Annotated in this window: 13 protein-coding genes; 8 read left to right on the plus strand and 5 right to left on the minus strand. The window is 64.1% G+C overall.

What is annotated here, in order from left to right:
* Window positions 1-11: 11 nt before the first annotated feature.
* Complete coding sequence (locus tag NKH49_RS27250; protein ID WP_352928794.1) at window positions 12-782, minus strand: isocitrate lyase/PEP mutase family protein; 771 nt, start codon at window positions 780-782, stop codon at window positions 12-14.
* Between the two features lie 318 nt (window positions 783-1,100).
* Between NKH49_RS27250 and NKH49_RS27255 the strand changes: the two genes are divergently transcribed.
* Together NKH49_RS27255 and NKH49_RS27260 are read left to right on the plus strand one after the other, a co-directional pair.
* The gene (locus tag NKH49_RS27255) at window positions 1,101-3,290 is read left to right on the plus strand and encodes an anthranilate synthase (RefSeq protein WP_352849933.1); all 2,190 of its coding nucleotides are present in this window, start codon (window positions 1,101-1,103) and stop codon (window positions 3,288-3,290) included.
* 32 nt (window positions 3,291-3,322) lie between these two features.
* On the plus strand, window positions 3,323-4,252 hold the full coding sequence (locus NKH49_RS27260; protein WP_502907951.1) for a cation diffusion facilitator family transporter: 930 nt from the start codon (window positions 3,323-3,325) through the stop codon (window positions 4,250-4,252).
* Window positions 4,253-4,339: 87 nt separating this feature from the next.
* On the opposite strand, the gene NKH49_RS27265 is transcribed toward NKH49_RS27260, so the two are convergent.
* Window positions 4,340-5,428 carry a hypothetical protein gene (locus tag NKH49_RS27265; RefSeq protein WP_352928756.1) on the minus strand — a complete coding sequence of 363 codons (1,089 nt, stop codon included), beginning with the start codon at window positions 5,426-5,428 and terminating at the stop codon, window positions 4,340-4,342.
* Between the two features lie 100 nt (window positions 5,429-5,528).
* Here NKH49_RS27265 and NKH49_RS27270 point away from each other — a divergent pair, with 100 nt between their 5' ends.
* From NKH49_RS27270 to NKH49_RS27295, 6 genes are all read left to right on the plus strand, one after another.
* Entirely contained in the window at window positions 5,529-5,981 is a 453-nt protein-coding gene (locus NKH49_RS27270) for a DsrE family protein (protein ID WP_352450551.1), read from the plus strand.
* 171 nt (window positions 5,982-6,152) lie between these two features.
* Window positions 6,153-6,950: an SDR family NAD(P)-dependent oxidoreductase gene (locus tag NKH49_RS27275; protein WP_352849935.1), complete on the plus strand. Its 798-nt coding sequence runs from the start codon at window positions 6,153-6,155 to the stop codon at window positions 6,948-6,950.
* A 49-nt stretch (window positions 6,951-6,999) separates the two neighbouring features.
* Complete coding sequence (locus tag NKH49_RS27280; protein WP_352822395.1) at window positions 7,000-7,308, plus strand: putative quinol monooxygenase; 309 nt, start codon at window positions 7,000-7,002, stop codon at window positions 7,306-7,308.
* A 127-nt stretch (window positions 7,309-7,435) separates the two neighbouring features.
* A complete protein-coding gene (locus NKH49_RS27285) occupies window positions 7,436-8,524 on the plus strand; it encodes an AbrB family transcriptional regulator (RefSeq protein WP_352928758.1) in 1,089 nt (362 codons plus the stop codon).
* Between the two features lie 181 nt (window positions 8,525-8,705).
* The gene (locus tag NKH49_RS27290; RefSeq protein ID WP_352928760.1) at window positions 8,706-10,790 is read left to right on the plus strand and encodes a TonB-dependent siderophore receptor; all 2,085 of its coding nucleotides are present in this window, start codon (window positions 8,706-8,708) and stop codon (window positions 10,788-10,790) included.
* On the plus strand, window positions 10,790-12,004 hold the full coding sequence (locus NKH49_RS27295) for an MFS transporter (protein WP_352928762.1): 1,215 nt from the start codon (window positions 10,790-10,792) through the stop codon (window positions 12,002-12,004). Before NKH49_RS27290 ends, NKH49_RS27295 begins: the two co-directional genes overlap by 1 nt.
* A gap of 257 nt (window positions 12,005-12,261) precedes the next feature.
* Here NKH49_RS27295 and NKH49_RS27300 read toward each other — a convergent pair whose 3' ends face one another.
* The 3 genes from NKH49_RS27300 to NKH49_RS27310 all read right to left on the minus strand — a co-directional run bounded on the left by NKH49_RS27300 (window position 12,262) and on the right by NKH49_RS27310 (window position 14,649).
* A complete protein-coding gene (locus NKH49_RS27300; protein WP_352928764.1) occupies window positions 12,262-13,338 on the minus strand; it encodes a siderophore-interacting protein in 1,077 nt (358 codons plus the stop codon).
* Between the two features lie 200 nt (window positions 13,339-13,538).
* Window positions 13,539-13,853, minus strand: coding sequence for a nuclear transport factor 2 family protein (locus NKH49_RS27305; RefSeq protein WP_352540974.1), 315 nt, complete (start codon window positions 13,851-13,853; stop codon window positions 13,539-13,541).
* 19 nt (window positions 13,854-13,872) lie between these two features.
* Window positions 13,873-14,649: an esterase family protein gene (locus tag NKH49_RS27310; RefSeq protein WP_352928766.1), complete on the minus strand. Its 777-nt coding sequence runs from the start codon at window positions 14,647-14,649 to the stop codon at window positions 13,873-13,875.
* Window positions 14,650-14,653: the final 4 nt, after the last annotated feature.

A 14,653-nucleotide genomic window follows, 5' to 3' on the forward strand; every position in this document is an offset into this window, starting at 1 on the left:
ACCCCGCCAGGCTACCCCGAAATCGCCTGTCGCGCCTTGGCCTCCAGCCATTCGGCCATCTGCCGGTACGGCACCGGACCATGGCTCACGCGGGCGACGCCGAGTTCGGCAAGCCTCTGGCGCGGCGGCACATGCGCCAGGGCAATGATGTTGACCGGCAATGCCGTTGCCTCGCAGAGCGACTCGATCAGGCCTTCATCGGCAAGCCCCGGCGCAAAGAAGCCATGCGCTCCGGCCCTTTCGTAGGCGTGCGCCCGCTCGATCGCCTGATCGAGAAGAGCCTTGTCGTGCGCATTCGGTTTAGTCTTCAGGAAAATGTCGGTTCGGGTGTTAATGAAGGCCGGAATACCCGACGTCTTCACCGCCGCTGCAGCCGCTTCGATCCGCCTCACCTGTATGGCGATGTCGTGCAGCCCACTGCCGCCGACGATCTGATCCTCGAAATTAAAGCCGACGGCTCCAGCCTGCACGGCGAGCGTCACGCTGCGGGCGACAACCTCCGGAGCGACCCCGTAACCCCCCTCGAGGTCCACGGTTACCGGCACATCCACCGCCGCAACGATGCGTTTGATGTTTTCGAGCGCCAGTTCCAACGGGATTTTCTCGCCATCGGCGAATCCGAAAGCGGCCGCGACCGGCCAGCTTCCGGTGGCGATGGCCTTGGCCCCTGCTTTCTCGATGATCTTGGCGGAGCCTGGGTCCCAGGCGTTGTAGAGGACAATCGGGTTTCCCTTGACATGGAGGGAATGGAACGTCCGTGCGCGGTCGAACTGCTGGGTCATTTGATGTTTTCCCGTCTTCCTTCTGTTTGATGCAGAGTCTAGGCAGGACTGCCGGTCTTGGCCATGTGCTGGGTTGCGAAAGCGGCAGCCACCCCACAGACTTTCAAACCTGTTGCGCATACCGCTTTTCGCGGCTATGGATTTCGCCATGAACATGCGCTCGATCAAGACCATTTGGTGGTGGGCTCGCTGACAGCGGCCTGTTCGAACGCGTTCGCGTGACAATAGAGGGTGGCCGCAGCGGAATGTCCGGGCGGCCATTTGTTTTTTCAAGCCATTCCCGGGTCCGTTGCCCCAAAGACGCTGATGGAGACGGCAATGACGACGAAAATTCTGGAGAATGGCGCCGAGCGCTTCGTCACGGCGGGTGGCGTGGCGATTACCCGCCAGCGCCATGACCGGCCTTACGAGGGGGCGATCGACGGCTATGTCGATGGCCTGAATTCGCGCCGCGGCGCCGTGTTTTCCTCGAATTACGAATATCCCGGCCGCTATACGCGCTGGGACACCGCCATCATCGATCCGCCGCTGGTGATCTCGGCACACGGCCGCGCCATGCGCATCGAGGCCTTGAACAGCCGTGGCCAGGTGCTTTTGCCGGTGATCGGCACGGTGCTTGCCGGTCTTGACGACGTCACGATCGCCGAGACGTCCAACAAACTCATCCGCCTCGAGGTCGCCAAGCCCGGCCGTGTCTTCACCGAGGAGGAACGCAGCCGCGTACCCTCCGTCTTCACCGTGCTGCGCGCCATCACGGCTTTGTTCAAGACCGAGGAAGACGCCAATCTCGGCCTCTATGGCGCCTTCGGCTACGACCTCGCCTTCCAGTTCGATCCGGTCGACTACAAGCTCGAGCGCAAGCCAAGCCAGCGCGATCTCGTGCTGTTCCTGCCCGACGAGATCCTCGTCGTCGACCACTATTCGACCAAGGCCTGGACCGACCGCTACGACTATTCCGGCGATGGCTTCTCGACCGAAGGCCTGCCGCGCGACGAAATCGTCGAGCCGTTCAGGACCGCCGACCGCATCCCGCCGCGCGGCGACCACGAGCCCGGCGAATATGCCAAGCTGGTGCGCAAGGCGATGAAGAGCTTCGAGCGCGGCGACCTGTTCGAAGTGGTGCCGGGGCAGATGTTCTACGAACGCTGCGAAACCCAGCCCTCCGAGATTTCCCGCAAGCTGAAGAGCATCAACCCTTCGCCCTATTCCTTCTTCATCAATCTCGGCGAGGGCGAATATCTGATCGGCGCCTCGCCGGAAATGTTCGTGCGCGTCAACGGCCGCCGCGTCGAGACCTGCCCGATCTCCGGTACCATCAAGCGCGGTGACGACGCCATCTCCGACAGCGAGCAGATCCTGAAGCTGCTCAATTCGAAGAAGGACGAATCCGAACTCACCATGTGCTCGGACGTCGACCGCAACGACAAGTCGAGGGTCTGCGAGCCGGGCTCGGTGCGCGTCATCGGCCGCCGCCAGATCGAAATGTACTCCCGCCTGATCCACACCGTCGACCACATCGAGGGGCGGCTGCGCGAAGGCATGGACGCCTTCGACGCCTTTCTGTCGCATGCCTGGGCGGTCACCGTCACCGGCGCGCCGAAATTATGGGCCATGCGGTTCATTGAGCAGAACGAGAAGAGCCCGCGCGCCTGGTATGGCGGGGCGATCGGCATGGTCAATTTCAATGGTGACATGAACACCGGCCTGACGCTTCGCACCATTCGCATCAAGGACGGCATCGCCGAGGTGCGCGCCGGCGCTACGTTGCTCTTCGACAGCATTCCCGAGGAAGAAGAAGCCGAAACCGAACTGAAGGCATCCGCCATGCTCTCCGCCATCCGCGACGCCAAATCAGGCAATGCCGCCAGCACCGAACGCAGCACCGCGCGTGTCGGCGACGGCGTCAACATCCTGCTGGTCGACCACGAGGACTCCTTCGTCCATACGCTCGCCAACTATTTCCGCCAGACCGGCGCCAACGTCTCGACGGTGCGCACGCCGGTGCCGGACGAGATCTTCGACCGGCTGAAGCCAAACCTGGTCGTGCTGTCGCCCGGCCCCGGCACACCGAAGGACTTCGACTGCGCCGCCACCATCAAGCGGGCCCGTGCGCGCGACCTGCCGATCTTCGGCGTCTGCCTCGGGCTGCAGGCGCTGGCCGAGGCCTATGGCGGCGAGCTGCGCCAATTGCACATCCCGATGCACGGCAAGCCGTCGCGCATCCGCGTGTCGAAGCCGGGCATCATCTTCTCCGGCCTGCCCAAGGAGGTGACGGTCGGCCGCTATCATTCGATCTTTGCCGATCCGGTGCGGCTGCCCGATGATTTTGTCGTCACCGCCGAGACCGAGGACGGCATCATCATGGCCTTCGAGCACCGCAAGGAGCCGATCGCCGCAGTGCAGTTCCACCCGGAATCGATCATGACGCTCGGCCACAATGCCGGCATGCGCATCATCGAGAACATCGTCGCGCACTTGCCGCGCAAGGCCAAGGAAAAGGCCGCTTAATTCGAGGGCTCAGTGTTGGGATCTTTTCCCCAGTGACCGCGGCAGAAATCAAAGCCGCCGCCAGGCAGAAGGTCGCCAGCCTCGCCTTCTGGTCGATCGTCGTCGCCTGCGTCGTGCTCGGCCTGAAGCTGGTGGCCTGGTACGTCACCGGTTCGGTCGCGCTTTATTCGGACGCGCTGGAATCGATCGTCAACGTCATTGCCTCTGCCGCCGCCTATTGGGCGATCCAGGTCAGCTACAAGCCAGCCGATCAGGACCATCCGTTCGGCCACCACAAGGCCGAGTATTTCTCGGCCGTCCTCGAAGGCGTGCTGATCGTGCTTGCCGCCTTGCTGATCCTCAATGAAGTCTGGTGGTCCTGGCAGCATCCCGCCCTGCTGGAACAGCCATGGACCGGCCTTGCCGTCAATGGCGTCGCAACGGTCATCAACGCCGTCTGGGCCTTGACGCTGATCCGCACCGGCCGAAGCGAAAAATCGCCGGCTCTCGTCGCCGACGGCAGGCACATCATGACCGACGTGGCGACCTCGGTCGGTGTGTTCATCGGCCTGGTCGGCGCCGTACTGACCGGCTGGCAGGTTCTCGATCCGGCTCTTGCGGTGATCGTGGCGCTGAACATCCTGTGGCAGGGCCGGCACGTCATCGGCTCGTCGATGAACGGGCTGATGGACCGCGCCGTCGACACCCAGGAACATATCCGCATACGCGACATCATCTCGGCCAATTGCAAGGGCGCGCTCGAGGTCCACGACCTGAAGACGCGCATCGCCGGCCGCGCCACCTTCATCGAGTTCCACCTGGTCGTCGACGCCGACATGTCGGTCGGCGCCAGCCACGTCATCTGCGACCGCATCGAAGACGCGCTGCAGGCCGAAATCCCTTCCGTGCGGGTCATCATCCATGTCGAACCCGACGACGAAGCGAAACTGCCCAAAGGCACGACAGCCGTGCCGTTCGCGTGAGGCGATAGCGGGACGCCGCCATCCAAAACCTTGAGGTCGGCGGGACAGCACCCCCCTCTGTCCCGCCGGCATCGCGTCTCTGAACTGCTACAGCCCGCAGGCAGCCTGCTGCATCGGCTCCAGCCGGTAGACCTTGTCGTCGGAGCTGGTGTCGCCTTCCGCCGCTTTCGAGCACAGATCGATGATCGGCAGGCCGCTGTTCGGGTTGGCCAGCATCATCGTGCCGTTGGCGCCGCGGCGAAGGAAGACTTCCCTTTGCGCGATGTCACAGGACGCAGCACCCGTCTTCGCGCTCGCCGCGCAGCGCCACTGGTCGCCCTCGCCCTGACAGTTATAGACCTGCGTGACCTTGGCCGATTTCTGCCGCGTGGTAACAGAAACGGCGATATCGGCGCCGCTTGGCCAATTGGCCGGATCGCCCTCCTTGGCGAAAGACGCCAGCTCGACCGCTCCGCGGAAAACCCTGATCGACTGGGTCAGCTGGTCGGCATGCGAGCCGAGATGCCCGGCGTCGTAGTCGCGTCCGTAGCAGAAGGGCTGGTCCGGCTTCAGCCGCTCGCGCAATGGCGGGCCAAGTGCCGGATCGATCGGGTCGATGCGCGCGAACTCCGCCTTGCAGGTCGCGGCCGGCATCGGATCGAGCCTGAAGCCGTTGTCGTCCTTGCCCAGCGCCTGCCTTTCGTACTCCGCCGTGCCGAGCTCGTCTTCCGATCCCGCGTCGAGATAGAGGTCGGGCTGCACGTCCGAGACGATCAGCCGGCCTTTGTCGTCGACCTTCAGCGAAGCCATGGTGCGGTCGCAGTCCATGCCGCAACGGATCGGGCCGGTCTTGCCGTCCTCCGACTCATGACTGCACCAGCCGCCGAGCCATTCAGGCGCCTTGGCGCCGCGCACCGTCGTCGCCATGAAGCCATTGTAGGAGGAATCAACGCCGGTGCTTGGCTCCTCGTTCGGCCGGCTGACCGGATCGCGGCCGTAATAGAAGAAGATGCGCGTCACCTTCTGCTGCGGATGCGATTTGAGATGCGCGGTGTCATAGACGCGGCCGAAGCAGGCGTCCTTGCCGTCGGGGCTGAGCTCGGTGAGTTTGAGCGTGTCATCGGCGAAAGCAGAGCCGGCGACGGCGGCGAGCAAGGCAACCCCAACTCCGGCGCCCATCACGGTCCTTGATATCATGCTGGCTCCCCCTGCCCCGACAAGACGTGGCTTCAATTTATGCTAGGATCGAGGCCGAGGCCACGCAATTTGCGCCGGCCGGATAAATGGAGATAAAGCCATGCGACGCCGCGATATTTTCCGCGTCGGTCTTGCCGGGGCCGCCGGGCTTTTTGGGCTGCGCCCCACCAAGGCGGCAGCCATTGAAGTCAAGGCCGTCGAAGAGGAAAGGCAGAAGGTCGCCTATCACCTCAGCGATCTCGACAAGGTCAATTTCGTGCTCGGCAACATCAAGAACCACTTCGAAGGCACCGACGGCAAGGTCGACATCGCGCTTGTCGTGCACGGCCCAGCACTTGCCGCCTTCAAGTCGAAGGGCATATCGGCCGCCATTTCCGGGCGGTTCGCCGGCCTTGTCCAAGATGGGCTCAGCCCGCACGCTTGCGCCAACACCATGCACGGCATGGATATCGGCCTGGCCGACCTGCTCGACGGCTTCCATGCAGCCGACAGGGGCGGCGTCGTCAAGCTCGCCGAATTGCAACGCCAGGGCTACGCCTATCTCAGGCCATAGGGCAATTCCAGGAAAAGTGTGAAACGGTTCTCCGTCCGGAATTGCGTCAAGACAAAGAGGGAGCGGTTCGCCGTTTCCGTGAAACGGTGAACCGCTCTAAACTTTTACGGACTTGAACGCGAGGACTGCGAGGGCCTACGAAGAGCAGGCAGAGTCCCCGGAGGAATAGACGTGCCAGCCACCACCACCCTTGTCAGCCCCTCTCTGGTCATCCCCGACCTTGCCGGAAAGGCGGTCCTGGTCACCGGCGCCTCGACCGGCATCGGCGCGGCGCTCGCACTTGCCTATGCCGCGCAGAAATGCCGCGTCGCGCTGCATTACAATTCGAGCCGCGCGGCTGCCGAAAACCTGGCCGCGACCATTCGCAACGGCGGCGGCGACGTGTTCCTCGCCCAGGGCGATTTCTCGATCCCCGCCGATGTCGAGCGCGTCGTCGAGGACAGTGCGCAACATTTCGGCCGGCTCGACGGCCTCGTCAACAATGCCGGCGGCATGCTCGGCCGCGTGCCCTATGCCGAGCAGGCCGAGGCGCATTACGACGCGGTGATGGACCTCAACGCGCGTTCCGTGCTGACAGCTTCGCGCAAGGCAATCCCATGGCTGAAGCGGCAGGGTGGCTTCATCGTCAACACCTCCTCGATCGCCGCGCGCAACGGCGCCGGTGGCGGCGCCGGCCTTTACGGCTCGGCCAAGGCCTTCGTCTCCAACGTCACGCGCGGCATGGCCAAGGAGCTGATCGGGTTCAACATCCGCGTCAACGCGGTGGCGCCCGGCACGATCGCGACACCTTTCCACGAGCGCTACTCGACCGACGACCAGATGAAAGGCATGATCGCCACCATCCCGCAGGGCCGCGCCGGCACCGCCGAGGACTGCGTCGGCGCCTATCTGTTCCTCTCCTCCGATCTGTTGAGCGGCTACATCATCGGCCAGGTGATCGAGGTCAACGGCGGGCAGTTGATGCCGTAGACGGCGAACTGCATACTCCCGGTTGCGTCATCTCAACGGAGCAAAGCGAATGTACGGACTGATCGGCAAGATGCGGGCGATGCGCGGCCAGCGTGACGCAATGATGGATATCCTGCTCGCCAGCACCGGCGCCATGCCCGGCTGCCTGAACTACATCATCGCCACCGACCCGGCCGATGCCGACGCGATCTGGGTGACCGAAGTGTGGACCGACGCCGAAAGCCACAAGGCTTCGCTGCAGCTGCCCGAAGTCCAGGCGGCAATCGCCAAGGCACGGCCGATCATCGCCGGCTTCGAGTTCCAGGTGGAGACGCATCCTGTTGGCGGGTTCGGCTTGCCGGCGGTGAAGGCGGAATAGAGGGAGAGGCCGGCAGGACAGAGGGGGGTGCGAAGGATCGCTGCGGATGGTTGGTGCCATTACCATCCAAGCCTTTTCCGCGCAAAAAGGGTTCGCATTTTTTCGCGACCGGTCTAAGAGCCCATCTATGGATTCTTCCCCGAACCCGCCGGCCATCGAGCACCTGGCGCGGATCCACAAGGCCTGGCAGTGGCCCGTCCTGGTGGTGGTCTCGGTGCTGTTTGCCGGCGTGCTGGAGCTCGCCGCCCTGCCCGCCGCGCTTTTGATCGGACCGATGCTGGCGGCCATAGCTGCCGGCACCAACGGCGCCACGGTGCGCGTGCCGCGGGTTCTGTTCGGTTCAGCCCAGGCGGTCGTCGGCTGCCTGGTCGCCAGCTCCATCTCGGCCGATATCTTTCCCGTCTTCTACAGGGAATGGCCGCTGTTCCTTGGCGTCGTGATGGCGACAGTCGCGGCATCCAGCCTGCTCGGCTGGCTGATCAGCCGCTGGCGCATCCTGCCCGGCACCACCGCGGTCTGGGGCTCGTCGCCGGGCGCCGCCACCGCCATGGTGCTGATGGCCGGTGCCTTCGGCGCCGACCAGCGCCTCGTCGCCTTTATGCTGTATCTGCGCGTCATCTGCGTCTCGATGACGGCAGCCCTGGTGGCCAAGCTCTGGGTCGACACCTCGGGCATCGAGGTGCCGGCCATCGTCTGGTTTCCGCCGATAGACCCGCAGAGCTTGGCCGCAACATTCGGCGTGGCGCTGGTTGGCGGCCTCGCCGGAAAGCTTTTCCGGCTGCCGTCGCCGTTATTCCTCGGCACCTTCATTTTCGGCACCGTGATCCATCTCGGGCTCGGCGTGACCATGCAGTTGCCGCCCTGGCTGCTCGCCTTGAGCTACACGATGATCGGCTGGAGCATCGGCCTGAATTTCACCAGGGCCATTTTGCGCCACGCGGCCCGCGCGCTGCCGCAGATCGTCGGCTCGATCATTGCCCTGATCGTCTTTTGCGGCGGCCTCGCCTTCCTGATCAGCCGCCTGCTCGGCATCGATCCGCTGACCGCCTATCTGGCAACCAGCCCCGGCGGCATGGACAGCGTCGCCATCATCGCCGCCGCCGCGCAGCATGTCGACATCTCCTTCGTCATGGCGCTGCAATCGGCACGCTTCCTGATCGTGCTTCTGGTCGGCCCAAGCGTGGCGCGGCTGGTGGCGAGAAGCCTCAAACCATAGCAGCTTGCCTCTGCCTGCTTCGCGGCCGGCTTTCCTGAAACCGGTCGTACTTTGCTGCCGCCGACCGTATCGGGCCAGCACCCGCACGAGCTCAAAAAATAACTTGACTCAATACTCAGATTTGAGAGCCCCTTCCGTCAATGTACGGAAGAGTGGAGACGAGTTGATGCGGAAACGGACGATGACATGGCTCCTGGGGATATCACTGCCGGGCAGCGTTGCCCTGCTCGACCTGTCCGGGCCGGCTCACGCTCAGGACCAGGGCGGCGTCACGGTTCTCAACAAGATCGAGGTCGATGCCGAGAGCGACGAGATCCTCGTGCAGGACGGCTATGTCGCCAAGAAGGACCGCATCGGCACCAAGACCGACACGCCGATGGTCAAGATTCCGCAAGCCGTTTCGGTTGTGACGCAAAAGCAGATCGAGGACCAGAAGCCACGCACGCTGAACGAATCGCTCGGCTATGTCGCAAGCGCCAATCCCAACAGCTTCGGCTTCGACACCCGCTACGACGCCTTCTTCCTGCGCGGCTTCCAGGCCTTTTACAACGGCATGTTCCGCGACGGGCTGCGCCAGTACAACGGCCCCTCGGCCTGGTTCAAGACCGAGCCCTACGGCATCGAGGGCGTCACCATCCTGAAGGGTCCGGCCTCCTCGCTTTACGGCATCAGCGGTCCGGGCGGCATCGTCAATCTGGTCACCAAGCGCCCCAAGGAAGAGTTCCGCGAAATCGAAATGCTGCTAGGCGAACACAATCGCTTCCAGGCCGCACTCGACGCTTCCGGCCCGGTGAACGACGACGGCAGCATTCTCTACCGCTTCACCAGCCTCGGCCGCACCAGCGACACCGACCTGCCCGGTTATCCCGACGACAAGATCTATCTGGCGCCGGCCGTCACCTTCAAGCCGGACGACGATACCAGGCTGACCATCCTCGGCGAATATTCGAAATCCGTCACCGGCGGCACCGCTGCATTTTACAATTCGGGCGGCGCTCTGACGCACCTCTATGAGGGCGATCCCGCCTGGAACGACTTCGACCAGACCCAGGGCCGCATCGGCTACGAATTCGAGCACCGTTTCAACGACGTGCTGACGGTCCGGCAGAACCTTCGCTACAGCGCCGTCGACGCCGACATCGAATATAGCGGTCATTACCCGGCCGGCGTGGATCTGAAACGCTATTGGGGCCACTACACCGAGACCATGAAGAACTTCGTCGTCGACAACATGGCGCAGTTCGAATTCGATACCGGCCAGGTCAGGCATACGGCGGTAGCCGGCATCGATTACGCCTGGTCGAACTATGACGCCGGCAACGGTATCTCCTACGTTTCCGTCGACGACATCAAGGCCGCTCCGGTTCCTTACTCTGGCGGGCAGGAGATGAACCAGCTCGGCGCCTACCTGCATGACCAGATGGAGTGGAACGATTTCACCCTGTTCGCCAGCGGTCGCTACGATTGGGCCGATACCACCTCGACCGCCGCCGACTTCACCAAGTCCAAGCAGGACGACAGTGCCCTTTCCGGCCGGCTCGGCCTGTCCTACCAGACCGAATGGGGCATCACGCCCTATGTCAACTATTCGACGTCGTTCTCGCCCAATATCGGCTTCGTCTATGACGATGTCAGCAGCCCCATCGGTCGCGTCGCCCGTCCGACCATCGCGACGCAAAAGGAAATCGGCGTCAAATACGAGTTTGCCGATTACAACGCCGCCGTCAGCGCCGCTCTGTTCGACATCGACCAGAAGGATGGCGTCGTCTTCGACGCCTCGACCGGCATCAACAAGCAGCGCCAGCTCGACCTGAACTCGCGCGGCGTCGAACTGGAAGCCAGCGCCTCGCTCGACAACGGCCTCAGCATACTCGCCTCTTACACCTATCTGCGCGTGAAAATCGAACGCGGCGCCACGGGAACCGCAGGCAAGGAACTGTCGGCGACGCCAAATCACATCCTGTCGCTCTGGGGGCAGTACCAGTTCGAGGACGGGACGCTGCAGGGGCTCGGGCTGGGCAGCGGCGTTCGCGTTGCCGGCTCGAGCTATGGCGACGACACCAACACCTTCAAGAACGACGCGCGCGCCTTCGTCGACGCCTCGCTCTCCTACGATTTCGGCTACCGCAATCCCAAACTCGAGGGCGTGAAGCTGCAGGTCAACGCCAAGAACCTGTTCGACACTCAAAAATCCATCTGCTCGGCCGGCTATTGCTACCGCGACGAGGGCCGCTCGCTGTTCGCTAGCCTGCGCTACCGCTTCTGATGTCGATCGCCGTTTCCAGCCGGGCATCGACACCTGTCGCGATCGTCCTGGCGATCGGCGGGCTCTACGTCGCGCAGAGCGTAATCGGCGGCATCACCTGGGCGGGCCTGCCGGCGGTGATGCGCGACCAGGGCCTGCCGCTCGACCGGATCGGCCTGGTCTCGCTGATCGCGCTGCCATGGGCGCTCAAGTTTCTATGGGCGCCGGCCGTCGAGCGCTATCGGCTGCCGCCGGTCGGCAAGAACCGCACCGGCACGATCGTCGCCGCCGGTGGGCTCGTGTCCATCGCCGGGCTGTGGGCCGTCGGCGCGCTCGGCCCGGAGGCCTGGTGGCCGGTTCTGGCCTGCCTGACCATCGTCGCCTTCGCCGCCTCGACGGTCGACATTGCCTGCGATGGTTTCGCCGTGCAGAGCCTGGCCAGGGAAAACCACGGCTGGGGCAATGCCGCGCAGGTCGGCGGCGCCTACCTCGGCTCGGCCATCGGCGCCGGCCTATTTCTGCTTCTGGTCGACGCTTATGGCTGGCGCATCGCCGTTTGGGCGATGGCCTTGCTGCTCCTGCCGCTCGGTCTGCCCTTCCTGCTCGGCGCGGCCAACCGCGCGCGCGAGGAGACGCGCGAGCATGTTCCCAGCCTTCTCGACGCGTTGAAGCGTCCCGAAATTCGGCGCGGCCTGGCAGCGTCGGCCATCTATGTCCTGGCCCAGAAGGCGGCACTCGCCATGCTCGGACCATTCCTGATCGACGCCGGGCTCGACCTCCCGATGGTCGGACTTGTCAACGGCGTCGGCAGCATGTTCGTCGGCCTGGCTGCCGCACTCGCCGGCGGCGCTCTCGTCAAATGGTTCAGCCCGCGCAACGTGCTCGTCCTGGCGCTTTTCCTGCAGGGCGGATCGCTGTTCTTCTTTTCGGTCTTCGATTTTCTTGGTGGCTTCTCGACCACCGCTTTGATGGCCATCGCGGTGCTCAGCTCGTCCGGCTTCATGGCTCTCGGTTTCGTCGCGCTTTACGCGCAGTTCATGCGCTGGTCAGATCCAAGACAGGCGGGCGTCGACTTCACGCTGTTCCAGTGCATGGACGCACTGATGAGCATGGCCGGCGGGATCGCGGCCGGCTACGCCGCGCAGTATTTCGGCTATGGCGCGTTCTTCGCAGGCGCCGGCCTCGTCGCGATGCTGGCGGCCCCGGCGATCGCCTACGTATCCGACCGCCGCTGACCCCGCCCGCCCTTGTGCAGCAGGGGAATCGCATATGGAAGTTTGGGGTATTTGCCAGGCCGCGTACCCCCACCCCTAACCCCTCCCCACAAGGGGGAGGGGGACGATGCCGCTGCTGTTTCGGCTAGAATCGTCGAAGTTTGCCGCTGAGTGGCTCTGCCGCAAAAGTTCCCCTCCCCCTTGTGGGGAGGGGTTAGGGGTGGGGGTCTTCTTCGCAAGAATCCGTATGCGATCCTCTGCCCCCGAGGGGCGGCGCGCTATTCTTCGCCGCCGTCCGCCGCTTGCGTCCCGTGGCGCCAGTAGGCGGTGACCAGGTGCCGGTCGCGCGGCACACCCCATTCCTTGCGGACGATCCTGCGGATCTCGCGGAAATCGCCGAACTCGCATCCGGCCCAGACATAGAGATTGTCGGCAAGCGCGGTCCGGCTCCGCTGCTGCAGCACCGCCGGTAACAGCCTGGCTGTACCGGCCTCGCGCCCATGCCGATAGAACCAGGTGACGGCAACGGCCTCGCCCGCGGCCAGCGGCATCCGATCGTCGGGACCATCGACCTCGATGAACGCTTCGGCGCGGGTTGACGGCGAAAGCTGCTCCAGGATCCTGCCGATCGCCGGAAGCGCGGTGTCGTCGCCGAGCAGCAGCAGGTTTTGCGCCTCGGGCACGCCACCTCCGCCCGGTCCGATCATGCCGATGATCTCGCCGGCAACTGCCTTTTCGGCGAAAGCGGCCGCCGGCGTCTCCATACCGGGGTGGAGGACGAAATCGACATCCAGCCAGCCGCTTGCGGCGTCCAGCGCCCGGATCGTGTAGACCCGCACGACGAGCGCGTCCTCGCCCGACGGCCAGACCATCAGGCCGTCGGCGCCCATCGACGGCCACACCGGCAGCCTGCCGCGCGGCGGCAGCAGCAGCCGCACATGCAGGCCGCCACGGCCAAAGCGGCCGAGATCGTTGCCGGTGAAGCGGACGCGCTGCATATGCGGAGAAATCCGCGTCGAGGACAGCACCGTGATCTCGCGGAAGAACACCGGCGTACCGGCATCGCTGCCGTCGCCCTGCCAGGCGATGCCCCTGGTCGTGCCGAGATGTTGCGAAAAATGGCCGGCGACCGCCATCTTCATGTAGGACAGGCAGGTCTGGTCCTCGGCCGCGACGCTAATCAGCACGCTGTTATCACCGAGCGTCGCCTTCAACGAACCGTAATGCGTGCGAAATTCCCAATGATCGGCAAGGCCGGTATCGATCTCGGATTCGCCGTGCTCGGCGCGCAGCCTGTCCATCACCGACCGGATGGCGGCACCGCTGATCCGGGTTTGCGCACTCAATTGCTCCATCGCTCAGCCTTTCGATGCCGTTTGAACCCGAGCGCGCCATAGACGCCGGCGCCCCCGCCATCGCGGCATGCCACAGCCGGCCTGGCGTTTCCACTAAAAGATGATAAACATAGTCATGTTTTTGGCATCAAGCCAATGAGTCCCGCGCGAGCAACGGCGGCGTGTCGGCGAGATGGGCTAAAGGGCCCTCAAAATGTCCTTCAGCTGATCACCAGGCTGGAGATGCGGTTGCCGTCCAGGGTGAATGCCATGTCGCCCTCGCCGTTGAAGCCGTTGCCTGTGACGGCAATGCGGACGTGATAGGTCTCGCCCGCCGGTTCGATACGAATGATGCTAAGTTTGGACTGCACGCCGATATTGTCCGACTGGTTCCAGCGCGCAATCTGCTCGCCGCCCTTGAACGACCGGCCCCAGTCGCTCAGGAAGGCATCGGGCGTGAACGTCTCGAGGAAAGCCTTGGTGTCGCCGGCGTTGGTGGCTTCGACAAAGCGGCGGATGGCATCGGGCGTGGTCATTTTCCTTCCTCCGGGTGGCCTAATCCAGCCGGTGCATCAGATCGTCGTCCAGCCAGCGAGCGAAGAAATAGACCAGTTGCTTGTGCCACCACGGCCAGTCATGGGCGGCATCGCCGCCCCAGTAGTCGACCCAGGCCGGAATCGACTTGTCACGCAGGATCTGTTCCAGCGCCTGCGTATCGGCAAGCATCCGTTCCTCCCAGGCACCCTGCCCGCAGCAGAAGATCAGCCGCAGCGCCTTCAGCCTGACAAGCAGCCCCGGATCGACGATACCCGGCAGGTAGTCGAGCGGCGAGTTGAAGAAAATCTGTCCGTCGAGCGCGCTGCCGAAGAAATCGTGGGTGGAGTAAACCCCCGACAGCGCGATGACGCCGCTGGCCAGTTCCGGAAAGCGGAAGACGAAATTCGACGAATGGTAGCCGCCCATCGAGCAGCCGCAAAACAGCGGCTTCAGCGTACGCCCGCCATTGGCCTCGGCTGCGACAGACAGGAGTTCCGGCAGCGCCTCCTCGCGCACATAGCGGAAATACGCTTCATGCCGGGCGATGCGATGGGCCGGCTCGGCATGGCGGTCGAAGAAGGATTCCGCATCGATGCCGTCCAGCGTGAACAACTGGATGCGACCGGTGTCGACGAACTCGGCGAGAGCCGAGACCGCGCCGGAATCCTCGAACTGGTAGAACCGCCCTTGCGAAGTCGGGAACACAACCACGGGTCGGCCGGCATGGCCGTAGCGCTTGTATTCCATGTCGCGGCCGAGGTTGCGGCCAAAACCCTTGTGGTAGGAAACGTCCATCGCC

The sequence above is a fragment of the Mesorhizobium sp. M1088 genome (assembly GCF_040318575.1).
Taxonomy (GTDB): Bacteria; Pseudomonadota; Alphaproteobacteria; order Rhizobiales; family Rhizobiaceae; genus Mesorhizobium.